Origin of the sequence: Desulfopila sp. IMCC35008 (assembly GCF_010646885.2) — a bacterium.
Lineage (GTDB): Bacteria > Desulfobacterota > Desulfobulbia > Desulfobulbales > Desulfocapsaceae > Desulfopila.
This window is the reverse complement of record NZ_CP050700.1, coordinates 3,577,090-3,594,465: the sequence shown is the minus strand read 5'-3', so window position 1 is coordinate 3,594,465 and position 17,376 is coordinate 3,577,090. Positions and strand designations below refer to the sequence as shown.

Sequence of the window (17,376 nt, the reverse complement as noted above, 5' to 3'; positions counted from 1 at the left end):
CCCGGTTAAACGACCGAGTTGGTTTAGATTAGAGGCACCAAAAAGTGATTGGCACTACCAGGGGGAAGAGTGTAAGCATTGCCAGAAAAACAAGCCTGACAAGGTGGTGCATCTGCCATGGAGAATGCGGTTGAAAAGATGTTTTACAACTCAGGAGATATCACTCTCAAGAGTGAAGAAGGGTTTGCAATTGGCTGAAGTGATCTCTCACTGACAGCACGAACACATCTGCTGACAAACGAGGACACACTTAGCGAGTAAAGAGGGCAGACAACAGTTATAATCAGCAAAGTAAGTATGATTCGACCAGGGGAATCGATACGTGTTCCCCAGCTGCTACTCCAGATGTCGTGCAACAGGGGAACGAAAGTCATGGTGTATGCGATAGGTCCGATGAGTCTTCGCATATTTTGGTAATTCTCTCTCTGATTCAGGAACTGTATTTAAGTTTTACGACCTTTTCAGCATGGTCATGCTGATGTTGAAAAGAGTGGGCGATAAGCTGGACCACTCCTTTTATGGCTCGCCCGATGGCCCTGTAATGTTCCATTCTGCCTCTTTTCAGGATTGGCTCATACTGCCGGTAATGGGTTTGTCCGGTTTCTGGTTTACTTGGTGTCCTTTTCATGTTTCACCTCATTTTGTGGTGTGGCAGGTATGGACAAGACTCTATCTTGTCTTGACATGAGTATATGGTGATGAATATTATTCAGTCAATATTGAAAAATGGTAATGAGATGTGCAAAAATAAACATCGAAGTGTATTGCAAATAATGTCAGAGAGTTTGATGCCCATGCGTCATAACCCCAAACAGGCCATATTTTTTGGTTGTTACTGGTAAAAGAACAGAATTGCAGGCTATGAAGAATATGAATTGGGATGATATCCGTTATTTTTTGGCACTCAGCAGGGCGTCGACTTTTATCGGGGCGGGCACTGAATTGAAAGTGACCCATAGCACTGTTTCCCGAAGAATTACGAACCTTGAGGAGTCTCTTGATACTCGGCTGTTCCATCGGTCGGAAAAAGGATGCAGGCTCACTCCCGCCGGGGAAAAGCTCCTGCCCTATGCTGAAAGCCTGGAAAGTACGTATATCAACATAGAGGAGCATGTCTCTGGCAGTAACAGTCAACTCTCAGGCTCTGTCAGAATTGGCGCACCTGATGGTATCGGCAATTGTTTCCTGGCCCCAAGGCTGACTGTATTCCAGCAGGATCACCCGTCCCTCCAGATTGAGTTGACTGCCGAGCCAATGTATTACAGTCTTTCCAAAAGGGAGATAGACATTCTGGTGACGGTGCAGAAACCGACCGTTGGAAATGTTCTTGTACGCAAATTGACCAGATATAAACTGGGCCTGTTTGCGACCCCGGAATATCTCTCCTCAGCAGGGCCTGTTTCAACAAAAGAGGACCTGAAGGGACATCGAATGATCGGGTATATCGACGAACTCCTGTTTGATCACGAGTTGCACTTTATGGATGAAATACTGCCGGGGCTGAGTACAAATTTCAGGTGCTCCACAGTCGTCGCCCAACTCAATGCCACGCTTTCAGGAGCCGGAATCGGGGTTATTCCTTTTTTTATGGTGCACGGGCAAAAACGATTGATCCAGATTCTGCCTGAACTCACTATTGAGCGAGGCTATTGGCTGAAACTAAATCCGGAGTCAAAGCGACTTGCGAGGGTTCGTTCCACCATTGACTTCCTCGTTGGTCAGATTGTGACTGATGAGGATCTGTTTTTATCGCCACCTCAAGACGTGGGGAGCGAATAGGTTGTGTTTACTATACTCTTATCCTTTGGAAAATTGAAGTAAGGCTTCTCCTGCCAGTTGGTAGCTGATCCACTCTGATTTTGGTTTGGCGCCGATGGAGTGGTAAAATTGTCGTGCCGGTTCATTCCAATCAAGTACACTCCATTCGAATCGCCCGCATCCTTCAGCAACAGCAATGCCAGCTAGGTATTTCAGGAGTTTCCTGCCGGCTCCACCCCTTCTGTATGCAGGTGATATATACAGGTCTTCAAGGTACAGCCCCTTTCTCCCCTGCCATGTCGAATAGTTGTAAAAATAAACCGCAAATCCGATGGGGGTATTACCTTGATTGCAAATTAATGCTTTAACAGTGGAATCTCCGCCAAAGACTGATTCCCGAATATCATTTACAGTTGCAACTACTTCGTGTTCAGCTTTTTCGTATAGGGCAAGATCTTTAACAAACATGTGAATTAGTTTTGAGTCGTCAGCCACTGCTTCTCGTATTTCTATCGTATTCATATTTCGTGAGTGATTGAGGTTATATGATAACTGTAAAAAGAAGGTGTGAGTTGAAAGGTACCACGGGCCCCTTTGGACTGGCTGTAAGGGGATGTGAGGTGTAAACACTTATGGATAATGCTATTTTGGGTTAAATGGTTCATTGAAGGGCGATGAAAACATAGGAATAATTGGTCAAAATCAATCATCCGCCTCTGCCTCCAGTGATGAACGATCACATTGCAGCCAGGTTTGAGACAACAGTTCATAATTTGGCATATACTTCATAAGGTTTCAACCCTTACGAAATGAATCTCGCCCAAAAGAATCAGCGATGATCATTACTACAGAACAGATACTCTCCCTTTCCTCACATATTGTTAATCCATGTCTGGGGACCAACCATACTTGGAGGTGCACGATTAGAAACCGTTATCGTGAAGCTGCTTCCTTTAGAATGGATCAATAGCTTGGGGAGATGATGCCAATTTATCTTGCAAATTGGCTAACCATGCGGGAACTCGCTTCATGAGGTGCAGCCCCGACGATAAACAGGAAGTATCTCAACCTGGCTCGATCCTGCACCTTCTTGAGGTTTTCTTTGGATATGTAAGCTTTGCAGTTGCTCCATTTCTTAGCGTTTTCAGGAAAGTAGCCAGGTCTACCCTCACAGGAACTGCCACAAGCCATGCAACAGGTGCAGTAATGTTAACTTCTCATTGGCAATATTTTCAACTGAGCGGTCCTTAGAGCTTGTGGGCCGCTCAGCATCGTTTAGAATTTTGAGTTTAATGTGGTGTTATTCAACTAACACGACTTCACCCGGCCGCCAGGTCTGCTCGAGCCATGGCTTGAGCGGGCCATACATCCGGAGTATGACGAACCAGCTCTTGCCGGGAACAGTTTCAAGCCAGTTGTTTTCGTACCCTTCCGGGGCCTCCGGAGCGAAGTAGATGTCTGTCGATCCATCATCGTTCTGTTTGATGCCCTTGGTCTGGCTACCCACGGTTGGGAAAAGCTGGCTGGTTTGGAGCATTGAACGGGTCTGAGTGTCGTAGACGGTGACTGCCCAGAAGTTGTTAACCGGCGGGTCGGCGGGAATGTGCAGCTTGTAGGTCTTACTACCGTCGAAGGGCTGCTTGACGGAATCGACATAAGCAATTGCATAGTCCGAGCCGTTGCCTTCTCGGGGTGTGGCCATGGCCGGGGTTACCGCGGTATAGGGATAATGGAACATCACCCGAGCATCGGTGTTTATGGTCTCACCATCAGGGCCGTTAAAGAACACATTTCGGTTCAGAAAACCCATGATCCACGAACTGTTGGTGTCCGGATAAGTCCGAATCTCTTTCATGTTCATGTCGTAGCGGGGATACCAGACGATCGACCGAGAGACGGCGTTACCGAGCGCTACCCCGTCAGCGAGGATCTTTTTCATCCGCTCGTCAGGTTCGAATTTTTTACCTTTTTCGATGCCGATAGAGGCAAACAGCCCCCTTGTTTCGGGATCGAGCCAGCCCAGTGGTTCATACTGGATTATCTCGTTAAGATGGTCGTAGAACTCTATATTGTTGGGGTGAATGGTGTTGAACGACTTGTTTGATCCGCTGATGAACTTCATGGCTGGCGGATTGTCTGCCTTGGCAAGCGGATAAACCCTGAGGGTGTTTTTCACGAACTCGGCAGCCTGTTCGATCCCGTCGGCAATCGAAGCCCGCAGGAAGATCCAGACCCTATAGGTCTTCGGCCTGAGGACGGTATAGCCAGCGGGCACCTCGCCCTCGTAGCCCGGCGGGAGATAAAGGTACTTCCCGGCTTTAAACAGGTCGTTAATGTAGCGGAAATAGCTGTCGTTTGCTGCGCCAAGAAGTCCGTTAGGCACCTCCACGACGGTTGGACCGTCCCGCTTCAGATCCAGATCAGGTGAGACGTAGAGTGTAGAAGTATTAGCCGTCAGGAACAGCGATTTCGAGTTCAACAGCCTGTCGGTGAAGACAACCTCGTTAGCCTGCACCGCGCCTAGCGAGTGCGCTCCCTCTATAAGCGCGACGACCGAGCATGCTGGTATCCCTTTCAGGAAGACATCCATAGCACGCGCTGTATCCAGATAGTCGTATATCTTCTCGGCGGTCTCAGGGAGTGGAGCACCGTCCAGAAAGTCCAATGTTCCTATGGAGGTGGCTACCTCATTCGGGGTGGAAATAGAGTCGAGGACTCTCTGGCTGACTTCGGCGAAAGCCGTGCCCCCATACATCAACGCCAATAGTGTCAATATTGCAATCTTTTTCAATTTTGCACCTCCTGTTTAGGCTCTACTTATACGTATTGCAGTTTAAATATGTTCGCCACAATTATACGGACTTCCAATGAAAAAGCAAGATAACAACTGGTAATCTCATGAAATCTTTCAAAATCCAGAGCTAGGATTATCCTGGTACAGGTAGACCTGACTATTTAATTGAATTTGACCAGAAATGGAGCAACTGTAAAGCAGAACTTACCAAAGACCACCTCTCATAAGTGCAACAGAACAGCAATGAGTGGTTTCTACTGGAGCGACAGCAACATACGTTATCGCAAGTATTGATGATCGTGTTGGCAATGTTAACTATTTAAGCAAACCTGCAAATTCACCTTCTGCCTGTGCAGGTAGGCCCCGGCAGTCCATTCAAATCACCTCATGGGGTATAATTGATCAAGGCACTAACGCCCTGAACCCCAACGCAGGAGGAGTATTATGAAAGTCTCACAGGCAGTCGATTTCCATCTGCAGTATCACCGGGCCAACTCGAAAAAAAAATACGGTCAAGACAAGTGAGTTTGTCCTCTCCAAATTTGCGACACGTTTCTGCGATCGAAAACTAGCCAGTATATCTCAGGAAGAGGTACTGGATTTCCTTTTGACCCTGACAAAGGACAACAAGCAGGCCACGAAGAGAAATCGCTACTCCGTCCTCTCGTCTTTTTACAACTTCAGTATCAACACAGGTCTGCCATCCCTGGCCAATCCCTGCAATACAACAGTCATCAAAAAGATCTTTAAGCGCCCTCTACCCATTCAGTGGCAGATCGTTGACAAGGATACGGTTGACGAGATTATCTTTCGGACCACAAACAAGCGTAACCGCTTCATGCTGGAACTTATGGCCAGGGGAGGCATGAGGGTCGGGGAGATTTTGAATCTTCTCACACCAGACGATATTCAGGAGTGCTCACTGGCAATTCAAAACCCCATGAGTGGGAGAAAAACAGAGACGATTTATGTTCCACGAAAAATCCCGGGAAGAATAAGTAAGTATATCCAGGCAACCGGTATTAACCAGAACGAACGGATCTTTCCCATTTCTTATATCGCGGCCTGGTCAATGGTCAAAAAGGCCGGGCAGATTGTTGGTATCGAGTTGAAGCCCCATGATCTCAGGCGTCATGCTGCGACGTATGCTTCACGGTCAGGAACGCCTATAGAGATCGTCAGCAAGGTCATTCTGCGCCATGCTGACCTCACCGCGACTCGGAGGTGTCTCCGCAAAGTCAACGACACAGAGGCCATCAGGTGGATCGAAACACTGTATGGGTAGGTGATCGTATCAGGGCGGGGAGGCTCCTCGCCCTTGAGAGCAACAGGAAGCACCTCAAGTTGAATCAATTGACCAGATTCGTTACCTTCGACCTGCCAATGTCAAGCCCAATGTTCAGTTACCGAATTTAAGCTATCTTTGGTAATCTCTTCTTTGCAGTTGCTCCATTTCTGGCATATTTGGTAAAGAATGAATTTGAACTGTTCAGCAAGTTTAACTTGCTGATTTTCTTATATGGAGAAGATTACCAAAGCAAAGTATACATTGCCGAAATTCTTGGTTTGAATTGCAGCACTCTGGAAGCGCGTATGCATAAATTGGGTATTCAAAAGCAAAATATTTTTGAGCACCGTAATAGTCTACATACTGATAGTTTAATATCGAAGTCTCACCTTGTTTACCTATCTCCAAAGATGAATCTTTGCCAGAAATCCAGGCGAGATAAATTATCTCCAGTTGCCAACCACCACGGTTCATGAAATATCAAGGTTAAAGGTCATATATGACCGAATGGTTAAGTGCAACCTTATCCGACGAGCTCTCACTTATTTTGACATTTCTGTTTGTGTTATTTCTTCATTTAATATCAGCATGATGAATATCAAACACAGGTATATCAAGTATTAGGCATAGAGATTGCTACATATATCAGGGTTGAGCTAAAGAAAGCCTGAAGTAACAAATTTGCAATCAACGCTTGAAAATACTGTAGCAATATTTAAAGAAGATCATTCCTCATCAAATAGTGAACCAGGAGAGTGATATGAACATACATCTAAGTCTGACACCGGTACTATCAGTAGCGGCCGGTATTCTCATATTGGTGGTACCACGTCTGTTGAACTACATCGTTGCTGTATACCTGATTGCTATCGGTCTGGTCGGATTGTTTGGGACAGGTGGATTTAATATGTAGTAAAAATAAATCTGGTGATCGAGCAATCATCAGATAGGAGACTATCATGAAATCAGGCACACTAGATAAGATAGAAGGCAAGATTCACCAAGTGAAAGGTAGAATTATAGAGGCCGTCGGTAAGGTCACCAAAAATCGTAATTTAGAGAATGAAGGGAAGACTGAAAATCTTAAAGGAAAAGTTCAGGATAAAACTGGTCGGCTCAAAAAGTTAATTAATAAATAATTCACTGGCTCAAACGGAAAAGGTACTGGTGTCATATGTGTTCAATTGTATAGGAAGTCCGAGGGTCGATTTCCCACCGGACGGACAGGATATCCCTAAAATGTTGGGAAATATTTTAATGCATTTCGAGAGGTTAATATGTCCAATTTAAAAAAGATCTTAATTGCTGTACTTTTTGGTTTTCTGTCTCTTACAGTTGTCTCATGTGACCAGAAAGGTCCGGCAGAAAAAGTTGGAGAGAATATTGATAAAGGAATTGAGAAAACAGGTGAGACAATAGAGAAAGCCGGTAAAGCCGTGGAAGAGGCAGGTGAGAAAGTCAATGAAAAGATAAAAGACGCAAAACAATAAAAGAAAATCCTACACTGGTTTTACTGAAATAACAGAGGATTTTAGCGTGTCTTTTTGACGGGAGTCTCATGTTTATAGACTAAGGCCATAATCAAAAACATGACATTTGCTTTACTCTCGGCATCGGCAGCCCCCCAGTTGCTGAACGCCAGTTGAAGCTGCTGCCCTTTTCCGCTTAACTCCATGTAGTCATTGACCCCCTGTGCGCGCTCCAGCGAAACCGGAGTACCTCGAACGCCTGTAATACCGGCCACCTGTGGCTCACGGGGCCCGAGTTGGCGATACAACTCTTCCATCATACGGTAGGTGCCACGCTCCTCATCCGTTGTCGCAGTGCCTATCCAGTGGCTCATCTGCTCGCGCTCATTGCCGATTTCATGCCGCTGCTCCAAGGTCATATCGTTGTGGATCAACAAAACCTTGGCCGGGGTACCTTCAAACATCTTTAGCATCTTAGGAGCGTCTGTTTCTCGTTGACCATCACGACGCGCTACAGGCATCAGAAATAAAAAAAGGGCAATCATTACTGATTGCCCTTTTCTATATGGAGCGGGAAACGAGATTCGAACTCGCGACGTCAACCTTGGCAAGGTTGCACTCTACCACTGAGTTATTCCCGCGCTTTTTCGTTGCTGGGAGCGATTATATACCAAACCAGAAAAACGAAGTCAACCCCCTCTTTTCTTTCTTTTGTAAAAAAAGAGAGAGGGGGGGCATTTCAATTCACACGTTTCTTTCCCTCCCACTCTTTTTCCCGCAACTTGAATTTTTGTATTTTGCCGGTAGCAGTTTTGGGCAATTCACGGAACTCGACAAACTTCGGAGCCTTGAATCTTGCGAGGTTATTCTTGGTGAATTCAATAATATCCTCTGCTGAAGGAGTCGTTCCGGGCTTAGGCACAACAAATGCTTTGGGAACTTCGCCCCATCTCTCATCCGGCAACGGAATGACGGCTACTTCCTGGACATCGGGATGACCGTAGATGACATTTTCCACTTCTACTGTCGATATGTTTTCACCACCGCTGATGATGATATCTTTTTTCCGATCCATAATCTGGACGTATCCGTCCGGATGCATAACCGCAAGATTGCCACTGTGAAACCAGCCACCCGCAAAGGCGGTTTCAGTAGCTTCAGGATCCTTATAGTAACCTGTCATTACATTGTTGCCACGCATGACGATTTCTCCAATGGTCTGGCCGTCGCGAGGGACCGGCTCTATGGTGGCAGGGTCAACCACATCCATATAATGGGTGACAATATAGGGAACACCTTGCCGGGATTTAACCTTTGCCATTTCCGCTTCACTCAGGTTTTCCCAGGTCGGTTGCCAGGCACAAACGCTGTGAGGTCCATATACTTCCGTTAAGCCATATGTGTGGGTGATTTCAGCACCTATTTTTTCCATGTTGCGAATTATGGTTGGTGCAGGGGGAGCTCCGGCTGTCATTATTTTCAGCTTATTGCTCATCTTTACCTTGTCGGCGCCCGGCCAGGTCGACATGATAATAAGAATAGTTGGTGCCGCACAAAGGTGGGTAACCTGTTCCTGTTCGATGAGCTTATATATGTCCTCCGCGACTACGGCCCGAAGACAGACGTGGGTGGCTCCTGCGGCTGTAATCCCCCAGGTGAAGCACCAGCCGTTGCAATGGAACATGGGAGTGTCCATAAGTACGCAGAAGAGGCTGTTACTCCCGCTTCCAGAATCTCGCCTATTGCGTTCAGGTATGCGCCCCGGTGATGATACATAACCCCTTTGGGTCTGCCGGTTGTACCGCTGGTGTAATTAATTGCAAGCAGCTGGTCTTCAGAGTCGATCTCCGTTGGCGGAGCTTCGGGCGAGGCGGCAGCTAAAAAGGCTTCGTACTCAAGACTGCCATCTATGGTAATGTTATCATCTATATCACAAACCGTTACTATCGTTTCTACCTTGTGCAACTCTTCTGGTTTCAAGAGAGGTGCAAATTCACTGTCGACAACTACTACTTTTGCGTCCGAGTGGTCGATAATATAGGAAATTTCAGCGGAAGAAAGCCTGATATTTACGCTGACCAGAGCGGCGCCAATTATCGGTACACCATAATGAGCTTCCAGCATTGGTGGTATGTTGGGGCAGATGAATGCAACCTTATCCCCCTTGCCGACACCTTTTTCTTTTAAGGCGTTGGCAAGACGGTAAACCCTTTCAGCAAATATTTTGTAGGTGAATCGATTATCTTTATAGACGACGGCTGTCTTGTCCGGATAAACGAATGCGCTCCTGGTCAAGAATTCTACCGGGGTCAGGATGCTCTTGTTAACAGTTGATAGCTGCATAAAATCTCTCCCTTTAGCTTGTTGAAATGTAAACTGAATACATAGCAAACCTACCGAGCGCTCAGTCGCCATTGACACGAAACCTTACAGAACTGAGACGTTAAAGACGGGTTCGTCTTACAAACACCTTTTCAGGTCATATGATTACATTAACATGAAATCTATTCAAGATATTCTGTGGATATTTAGATGGTTAGTGCGTTTTACCGAGGAAACTGGAAATGAGGTTTGTTTTGAGTCTCAAGCTCTCTGCACAGGTATGTACACATTCTGCCCATGAGCGGCGCTGTTTGGAATGGCTACACTCTTCGGCCCACTTTTTGCGATATCTGGTCGGAAAAGATATAAGAGGGTAAGTAAGACTGAGGATAGAGGTTGCTCGTTCTCAAGTTTTGAAAAGAGGGTCCCAGTCGATTTCACGGAAAGTGTTGTGCAACATGTGGTCGTCGTTGGCTACAGTGACCTCCAGGTGTGAAAATGTTTTTTGGGCGAGAGGAAGGACCCTGTCAGGAGGACAGATAGTATCATGTTTCGCGAGAATCAGGATGGTGGGGACCACCACTTTTGTCCGGGGTGGTTTATATCCTTCAAAGTTTAATGCCGGTGCAAGCAGTACAAGGCGGTGTACCCGCTCCGGTTGGCTTATCGCAAAACATGTTCCCATCAGCCCTCCGTAGCTGGAGCCGATCAGTAAGAGATTGTTCTGGCCTTTACAGAGCTGTTCAAACTGATCGAGACGTTTCTGAAGTGGGCCTGAAAAATCAGGGCAGATAATAACTGGGTAGTTTTTTTTCAGGAAGGTACCCTTGGTACCTTTTCCTGATGATTCCAGACCGTGAAGAAAGTAGGGTGTTATCATGACCTCTCCGGGGTGTGATGTGTGCGCAACAGGTTAAAGTCATCGAATACAGAATAGAGTGCAGGTATAACGAGCAGTACCAGTATGGTTGTCATCAAGAGGCCAAAGACAATGGAGCAGGCAAGTGGCTTAAGGATCTGTGCCTGCATGCTGCGCTCCGCCAGCAGGGGTAACAGCCCCATGATGGTGGTAAGCGACGTTAACAGAACAGCCCTGAACCTGTCGCGACTTGCACTGGCTGCAGCCAGGCTTGTTGTGATCCCCCTGTCCATGTGGTTGCGAATGAAGGTAACCAGCAGGATGGAGTCGTTTACCACGATACCGGCCAGGGAAATGAATCCCATAATACTTGGCATGCTCATGTCCAATCCCATAAGGAGGTGTCCCCAGATAACCCCGATAAGTGCCATGGGAATGAGTATCATAACGACTATTGGTTCAAAATAGCTGCGAAACTGTATACTGAGTATGATAAAGACGCCAAAAATACCCATGAGAAAGGCCTTGATCATCCCCTGCATAGAGGTGCTGCCTTCCTCAGCTTCACCTGCAAAACTCACTTTTATTTCCGGAAACCTCTCAAGGAAACCCGGCAGGAAGTTCTTCCGGGTGTCCTTGATAATCTCATTGCCATTGGCCAGGCGGGTATCTACATCACCGGTTATCGTCACCGTTCTGAGAGAATCGATACGGGTAATGGCCGCAAAGCCACGACCCTGCTTGACAGAGGCCACCGACTGTAACGGCACCCTGTCACCTTTGGGGCTTATGAGGTGAAAGGATGACAGGTCGGTGATGTGTTTCATGTCCTCTTCGGCAATTTTTACCATGACCTCATAAGATTCACCCCGATATTGTATCTCGCTTGCGACACTGCCGTAAAAGGCGCTTCGCAACTGACCGGCAATGGACTTTGCTGTAAAACCCATGGCGTGGGCACCCTTGTTCATGCGAATTCTGAATTCGGGTTTCCCTGGACGCAGGTTGTCATCGAGGTCGACGACACCTTCATAGCCGCCCAGCCAGCCGAGCAAACTGGTTGAGGCCTGTTTCAGCCGATTCAGGTCGTTCCCCTTGAGGTTTATCTCTATGGGCAATCCACCTGGGCCGATGCTCGGCTCCTTGAAGTTGATGCTGATGATATCCGGTATTTCTCCAACATAGTCCCGCCATTGACTGGTGATTGCAGCGAGGTGGGTGGTGCGGGTCTCTGCATTGAGCAAATCGACAGAGACCGTGGCCACGTGTGGGCCAGCCTCACCGGCATCGGCGTTGGTGTTGTACATTATAGAGATATTTTCGACCAGGGATTGGTTCCGGTCCTGTTTCGGGGTTTCTTCACTGTCGATTCTTTGTATTGCGGTGACCACGCGATCAACAACCTGTTCCGTCCTTTGAAGTGGGGTTCCCTGCGGCAGTAATATTCTGGCTTGCAGCACGTCGCCTTCGATATCCGGAAACGGCTTGAACTTTAAGAAGCCGCCTGCAACCATCGACAGGGAGCCCAGAAAAAGAAAGAGGACACCACCGAGAAAGAGGTAGCGATGAGCCACCGCCAGATCGACACATCTGCCAAGCACCTTCTCACGGATACGGTCGATGAAGCGGTCAAAACGTATCCTCACGTTCGATTTTTTTTGCGGATCATAGCCATGCAGGGAGTGGGCGAGATGGTTGGGAAGAATACCGAAGGCCTCCACAATGCTTACCGTTAACGTCAGAATGAGGACTACTGGGATGGCATAAAGGACTTTCCCTATATCCCCCTGCATTGACAGTGCTAAGGAGCCGAAAACAAAGAGTGTTGTAAGAAATGATGACAGCACGCCCATGGCAACTTCGGAGACCCCATCGATGGTTGCCTGCATGGAATTCTTGCCTTTTTCAAGGTGGGCGGCAACGTTCTCGGCGATGACGATGGCATCATCCATCAGGATACCGATGGCTATGAGGAGACCAACCATGCTCAGCATATTAAAAGAGAAGCCGATCTGTTTCATGAGGAAAAAGGTCATACAGAAAGAAACAGGCAGGCCCATGGTGACCCAGAACGACATCCTGAAGTTAAAAAAGAGCCAGAGAGTCAAAAAGACCAATAACAGTCCCTCAATGCCGTTTATGGTAAGCATATCAAGCCTGTCCCTGACAATTTTCGAGATGTTCTGGGTAATGGTCAGCTGGACACCCGGAGGCGCTGTTTTACTCTCCTGCTCCAGAAAAAGATGCAGCTGGTCCATAATGTCCAGGGCATCTTCCGACTTGTTCTTGTTGATCTGCAGCAGTGCTGCCCGTTGGCCGTTGAACCGGATGTTGTTCTCCCGGTCCTCAAACCGGTCGCTTATCTGAGCAATATCCTTAAGGGTCACTTCGCTGCCAAGGCTATTGGAGAGAATGACGATGTCGCCAAGCTCCTTTATCGTCTTACGCTCTTCTGTAAAGCGGATAATATAGTCGGTATGCGATGTTTCAAGCGTGCCCGATGGCAGATCAAGTGACTGGTTGCTGAGGATCTCCTGGATATCGGTGATTGAAACTCCAAGCTTCATCAGGTTGTAAAAGGGAATTTCGACAAGGAGCTGGTGTTCTGAAAATCCCTGGATGTCCACTTGGGATACCAGGGACAATTGTTTGATGCGGTTTTTAAGTTGTTCGCTGTATATCTTCAGGTGTGATTCGCTCATCGGGCCGGTCACGGCAATAGAAAGAACCTGGTCGCTGCGGTTCAGTCTTTTGACGAGAACGTCTTCAACCTGGGCCGGAAAATTCGAGATCGATTCAACCTCGGTTTTGATATCGTTAAGGAATTCAGTCGGATCTGCACCGTCCTGCATTTCAAGAGTGACGGTTGCCTTGCCTTCGGATGATCGTGAGGTGACCTTCAAGAGGTTGGCAATACCCTCGACGGCCTCTTCGATCCTTTCGCTTACCGATGATTCCACATCTTCAGCGTTCGCCCCTGGGTAGATGGCCGTGACCGATACTTCGGTAGAGGCAAAATCGGGAAATGTTTCCCGTCTGATATCGCCGGCTACCATGATTCCGAGCAGGAGAAAGAGCACCATCAGCAGGTTTGCCGCTGTCGGATGGCTGGTCAGGGGACCGATTATCTGTTGTATTTTTTGCATTCTATCGATCCACCCTTATATCTCGTCATCGAGTGCGTCTATTTCTGCAGTGAGTTCCTCGTCGATCTGCGGGGCAAGGAGCATTCCCTCGACTGCCGGGATCAGGTCTGTAGTTATAACGGTTGCATTGCCCATAAAGCCCTCCTTGATAATGGCGAGGTTGCCCATCACCATCTCGACTTCAACAGGCAGGCTTTTGAGCCTGCTATCTGCATCGACGGTATAGACAGTTCCGTTATGGATGGCCTGGACGGGCACAATAAAACGATTGGTACGCGCCCGACCCTTCAGCTCGACCTGGGTATACATATTTGGAACCAGGGGCGGCCGTTCACCAGGTTTCACCTGGTCATAGGGGTTTTGAACTGACACGTAGACTGCAATGGTGCCGGTTGACATATCGATTGATTCTGCTGTTCGCATAAATGTACCATCCCACTCAACAGTCTTGTTAAAGAGGGGGATGCTGACCTTTGCCGAAATACCAATAACTTCTCTTATTTTGTCCATACTCGGTGACTGTTGAAAAACAGGTAAAAGTTCCTGGGGTGAGGTGGAAAGCAAACCTGCAAAAGCACTGGGAGAAAGTTGAACCGGTATTTCGACTGCCGAGATGGATATTGCTTCAATCAGTTGGGTACCTGCCGGTGCGAACTGGTCCAGCTCTATATTCACTTCCGCAATCCGACAGTCAAAGGGTGCCCGGATGATGGTTTTTTCGATATCAAGACGTCGCTCACTCAGATTTGACACCCCTGACTCCTTCTCTGCCAGTAATGCTTTTTCCTGGGCCGGAATGAGTTTAAGAGTATTGAGCAGACTGTTAACGCTGGCCTCCTGGGCCAGCATGTTCTTTTCTTCGAGCTCCAGATCTGAGGCTGAAATATATCCCTTGTCGTAGAGGTTTCGCTTTCGTTCCATTTCCTGCCGGAAGAGTCTTAAGGCCTGTTGCTCGATTTCCAGCAGTTTTTCATTATTTATGCGCTGTTGTTCAAGCTCAATCAGGCGGGCCTCTACACTCATCACGCTGGCGGCACCACGGCTCTCCGCCAGTCCATAGGTTTGAGGGTCTATCCTTACCAGCAGGTCACCCTTAGAGATGAAAGCTCCTCTTTTTAGTTCCGGATGTATCTGAATGATTCTGCCGCTGACTTCAGGTATCGCCTGCCAGGTTTCTGTCGGCTTAACATAGCCGTAACCTGTTACACGGGGGATGACGGTCCTGGCCTTTACTTCGACCACGCTGACACTCCTCTTTTTTTCTGTCAGCTCTTGCCGAACCGGTGCTTTTTTGTTGCTGACCATCAGAAACAGGAGTACGAGTCCTGCAGCTACCGGCAGGAAAAAGAGGATTTTTTTTGAAATTTTCATTCTGGCTTGATCCGTTGTTCGATGTTTGACTTCTGTCTTTCTGAGCCGGAGATGGCATTCCAGCAGGAATCTGCAATTTCTGCAATAAGTGGTTTGTTCAATTTAAAAAATCCCTGTCCGGAATGTTTGAGCATAAATGATAGTGTTCCCATGGTAAGACCTACCAATACCTCGAATGGCAAGTCCTTGAGCAGATTTTGTTCAATGGCCTGATTAAGTATCCTGTTAAGAGGATAGAGGTGTGGTTTTATACCTGGGTTTATTTTCAGTTCATCTAATATATTTAGCCGATATTCAATGCCGGCAGGTGAGTTGATATACTGTTCTATGAATCGGTAGTGAACGAGGTTGGTTGCGCCTGTTGAGAGAAAATCACAACAGAATCGTATGTATTGGCTGTGCACTTCACTATTAGGATCATAATTCTCACGAATTGGGCGAAAGGTGACTGTAGATACGTACTCCGCAGCATGGTCGATAATTTCAGACTTATTCCTGAAATACCTGTATATGGTACCTTCACCGACGCCAGCTCTTTTTGCGATCCGGGCCGTTGTCGTCCCGTCATACCCCTTTTCGGCAATAAGGGTTATGGTGGCTTTAAGGATGTTAAGTTTTTTTGGGGGGCATTCCTGTTCTGGTGTGTTCATACATGATCTTCTTCTCAGGGTTCGGAGTGAGCATTCACTCCGCAACTTTATCCCTGTTTAAAGGGTGTGTCAATGCAAAACAGATTTACCTTTATCATCATGAAATTACTCGGGATGAGTGTCGATAATTCCGTTTCTTCCTGAATCATTCTTTATTTTTTCTTTACATTACTTATTCTTTTCTCTGTAATTTTTCCGGGTTTTCCTGCAAGGCGAGCCCATCACATCCAGCGAAGGTAGATACGAATGGCAACTATCGAAGTATATTCCAGCGATCGTTGTCCTTACTGTGTGAAGGCTAAGGCACTTCTCGACCGTAAGGGCGTAGAGTACAAAGAGATAAATGTGACCGATGATGACGAAGCCCGTGTCGCCCTGGTGAAGAAGGCCAACGGGGTACGAACGGTACCGCAGATCTTCATCGATGAAAATCATGTCGGTGGCTGCGATGATCTTTACGAGTTGGATCGCAAAGGAGAACTTGACCCGATGATTGGGTTGTAACCTGAATTCCTCATAAACATCTCGGCAGGATGATGGAGCGCTCTGTTTATGAGGAACTTTTGCGAATGGTATCAGGACGCCTTTTTTGAGGCTCCGAGCAATCCCACCTTATATCCGGCGGCTCTCAGTTTTGCCGTCGCCTTTGAATTCAGTACGAGCATCGTAAGGATATTGAGCAGGGGAATAAACAGGAGGATCAGCACAAATATCTTCGTCAGGATACTCATGCCCAGCCCTTTAGCTAGATAGTACAAGCCTACAAGTGCCACGATTATTGACACGATGTTGACTAGCACGGCAACCTGGCCTATTGCCGCCTGTACGAGATAGGCGGATATGTTGATGAGGATCGCGTAAATTACCAGTTTCTGTCCTTTTTTGACCTTTTCGGTCTCCTCTGCATCGTGAGCAGGATCTCCAAGGGGTGCTGCCGGTGCTTCGTAAGGGTTTGTGTCTGTCATGATGGTTGCTCTTCCTTTGCTTTACGAGTGGAAATAGTATTACCCGACAATCTTCCTGGCAAATTCGATGGCCTGTTTCTTTATGTCATCTCCAAGTTGATCGGGTGTGGTACAACTGCCTATAAAAAGATCACCGGCGTGAATCGCCATATGTGGTTTTTGCAGACGACTGAAGGCGGTAAATACAGGTTCTGCATTATTGTCGTAAGGACCTGCCCCTGTTACCAGCAGTGCCTGTCGTTGTCCTTCAACCAGCGAGGCATGACCAGGTTTGTGATAGTCCACGTAGAGGCTGTAGGTCCTGTCGATAAAAGATTTTAACGGTCCCGCCAGTCCCCAGAAATAGAGGGGAGATGTAAAGAGTACCAGATCTGCGTTAACCATGGACTCCAGTAGTTCACCCGCATCGTCCTGCTGGATGCAACCGACAGCCTCCGGCTTGTCCTTGCATTTCATGCAGGCCAGGCAGCCTTTGATGTTTTTGTCCTGCAGGGTCACGGACTGGACATCATGTCCTGCACCTGTCAGCTCCTTTTCGATCCAGCCCAGAATTGTTGCGGTGTTGCCATTTTTGCGGGCGCCGCCCTGAAATGTGAGTACTTTCATTGTAGTCCTGTTAAATTGAAGAAATATCGGGAGTACAGATAGAATATTCATGAAGAGTAGCGGATAGGGAAACAGTCCGTCAATGTTTTGTTTGTTCTTATACAATATTGCACTGTGACAAGGCCTGATTGCTCGTATTTCTACTGAA

General features: G+C 47.3%; 16 protein-coding genes, 1 tRNA gene and 1 pseudogene. 6 read left to right on the top strand and 12 right to left on the bottom strand.

Going from position 1 to position 17,376, the window contains the following annotated elements:
- Positions 1 to 430: 430 nt before the first annotated feature.
- Positions 431 to 628 (bottom strand): hypothetical protein, encoded by a 198-nt coding sequence (locus tag GA520_RS15750; protein ID WP_163338686.1) that lies wholly within the window; start codon positions 626 to 628, stop codon positions 431 to 433.
- Between the two features lie 233 nt (positions 629 to 861).
- Here GA520_RS15750 and GA520_RS15745 point away from each other — a divergent pair, with 233 nt between their 5' ends.
- Positions 862 to 1,779 carry a LysR family transcriptional regulator gene (locus GA520_RS15745; protein WP_163338687.1) on the top strand — a complete coding sequence of 306 codons (918 nt, stop codon included), beginning with the start codon at positions 862 to 864 and terminating at the stop codon, positions 1,777 to 1,779.
- An 18-nt stretch (positions 1,780 to 1,797) separates the two neighbouring features.
- On the opposite strand, the gene GA520_RS15740 is transcribed toward GA520_RS15745, so the two are convergent.
- The gene (locus tag GA520_RS15740; protein WP_163338688.1) at positions 1,798 to 2,280 is read right to left on the bottom strand and encodes a GNAT family N-acetyltransferase; all 483 of its coding nucleotides are present in this window, start codon (positions 2,278 to 2,280) and stop codon (positions 1,798 to 1,800) included.
- 778 nt (positions 2,281 to 3,058) lie between these two features.
- On the bottom strand, positions 3,059 to 4,549 hold the full coding sequence (locus GA520_RS15735; protein WP_205749296.1) for a DUF1254 domain-containing protein: 1,491 nt from the start codon (positions 4,547 to 4,549) through the stop codon (positions 3,059 to 3,061).
- A gap of 610 nt (positions 4,550 to 5,159) precedes the next feature.
- Here GA520_RS15735 and GA520_RS15730 point away from each other — a divergent pair.
- The 4 genes from GA520_RS15730 to GA520_RS15715 all read left to right on the top strand — a co-directional run bounded on the left by GA520_RS15730 (position 5,160) and on the right by GA520_RS15715 (position 7,330).
- A complete protein-coding gene (locus GA520_RS15730) occupies positions 5,160 to 5,837 on the top strand; it encodes a site-specific integrase (protein ID WP_163338689.1) in 678 nt (225 codons plus the stop codon).
- Between the two features lie 763 nt (positions 5,838 to 6,600).
- Entirely contained in the window at positions 6,601 to 6,753 is a 153-nt protein-coding gene (locus tag GA520_RS15725) for a DUF3096 domain-containing protein (RefSeq protein ID WP_163338690.1), read from the top strand.
- Between the two features lie 46 nt (positions 6,754 to 6,799).
- Positions 6,800 to 6,979, top strand: a complete 180-nt coding sequence (locus GA520_RS15720; RefSeq protein ID WP_163338691.1) for a CsbD family protein — start codon at positions 6,800 to 6,802, stop codon at positions 6,977 to 6,979.
- Between the two features lie 138 nt (positions 6,980 to 7,117).
- Positions 7,118 to 7,330, top strand: a complete 213-nt coding sequence (locus GA520_RS15715) for a hypothetical protein (RefSeq protein ID WP_163338692.1) — start codon at positions 7,118 to 7,120, stop codon at positions 7,328 to 7,330.
- Between the two features lie 41 nt (positions 7,331 to 7,371).
- Here GA520_RS15715 and GA520_RS15710 read toward each other — a convergent pair whose 3' ends face one another.
- The 7 genes and pseudogenes from GA520_RS15710 to GA520_RS15675 form a co-directional block, all read right to left on the bottom strand.
- The gene (locus GA520_RS15710; protein ID WP_163338693.1) at positions 7,372 to 7,854 is read right to left on the bottom strand and encodes a hypothetical protein; all 483 of its coding nucleotides are present in this window, start codon (positions 7,852 to 7,854) and stop codon (positions 7,372 to 7,374) included.
- A 21-nt stretch (positions 7,855 to 7,875) separates the two neighbouring features.
- A tRNA-Gly gene (locus tag GA520_RS15705) sits at positions 7,876 to 7,950 on the bottom strand.
- Between the two features lie 98 nt (positions 7,951 to 8,048).
- Positions 8,049 to 9,652, bottom strand: a pseudogene (locus tag GA520_RS15695) (long-chain-fatty-acid--CoA ligase).
- 385 nt (positions 9,653 to 10,037) lie between these two features.
- Positions 10,038 to 10,511 (bottom strand): alpha/beta hydrolase, encoded by a 474-nt coding sequence (locus tag GA520_RS15690; protein WP_163338694.1) that lies wholly within the window; start codon positions 10,509 to 10,511, stop codon positions 10,038 to 10,040.
- Positions 10,508 to 13,636 carry an efflux RND transporter permease subunit gene (locus GA520_RS15685; RefSeq protein WP_163338695.1) on the bottom strand — a complete coding sequence of 1,043 codons (3,129 nt, stop codon included), beginning with the start codon at positions 13,634 to 13,636 and terminating at the stop codon, positions 10,508 to 10,510. Before GA520_RS15685 ends, GA520_RS15690 begins: the two co-directional genes overlap by 4 nt.
- 15 nt (positions 13,637 to 13,651) lie before the next feature.
- The gene (locus tag GA520_RS15680; RefSeq protein WP_163338696.1) at positions 13,652 to 15,007 is read right to left on the bottom strand and encodes an efflux RND transporter periplasmic adaptor subunit; all 1,356 of its coding nucleotides are present in this window, start codon (positions 15,005 to 15,007) and stop codon (positions 13,652 to 13,654) included.
- Positions 15,004 to 15,657, bottom strand: coding sequence for a TetR/AcrR family transcriptional regulator (locus tag GA520_RS15675; RefSeq protein WP_163338697.1), 654 nt, complete (start codon positions 15,655 to 15,657; stop codon positions 15,004 to 15,006). The genes GA520_RS15680 and GA520_RS15675 overlap by 4 nt, the downstream gene beginning before the upstream one ends.
- Positions 15,658 to 15,903: 246 nt before the next feature.
- Here GA520_RS15675 and grxC point away from each other — a divergent pair, with 246 nt between their 5' ends.
- Positions 15,904 to 16,161, top strand: a complete 258-nt coding sequence (gene grxC / locus GA520_RS15670) for a glutaredoxin 3 (protein WP_163338698.1) — start codon at positions 15,904 to 15,906, stop codon at positions 16,159 to 16,161.
- A gap of 71 nt (positions 16,162 to 16,232) precedes the next feature.
- Here the strand turns inward: grxC and GA520_RS15665 are convergent, their stop codons facing one another.
- Positions 16,233 to 16,622, bottom strand: coding sequence for a hypothetical protein (locus tag GA520_RS15665; RefSeq protein WP_163338699.1), 390 nt, complete (start codon positions 16,620 to 16,622; stop codon positions 16,233 to 16,235).
- Between the two features lie 39 nt (positions 16,623 to 16,661).
- Complete coding sequence (locus tag GA520_RS15660) at positions 16,662 to 17,228, bottom strand: flavodoxin family protein (protein WP_163338700.1); 567 nt, start codon at positions 17,226 to 17,228, stop codon at positions 16,662 to 16,664.
- Positions 17,229 to 17,376 lie beyond the last annotated feature (148 nt).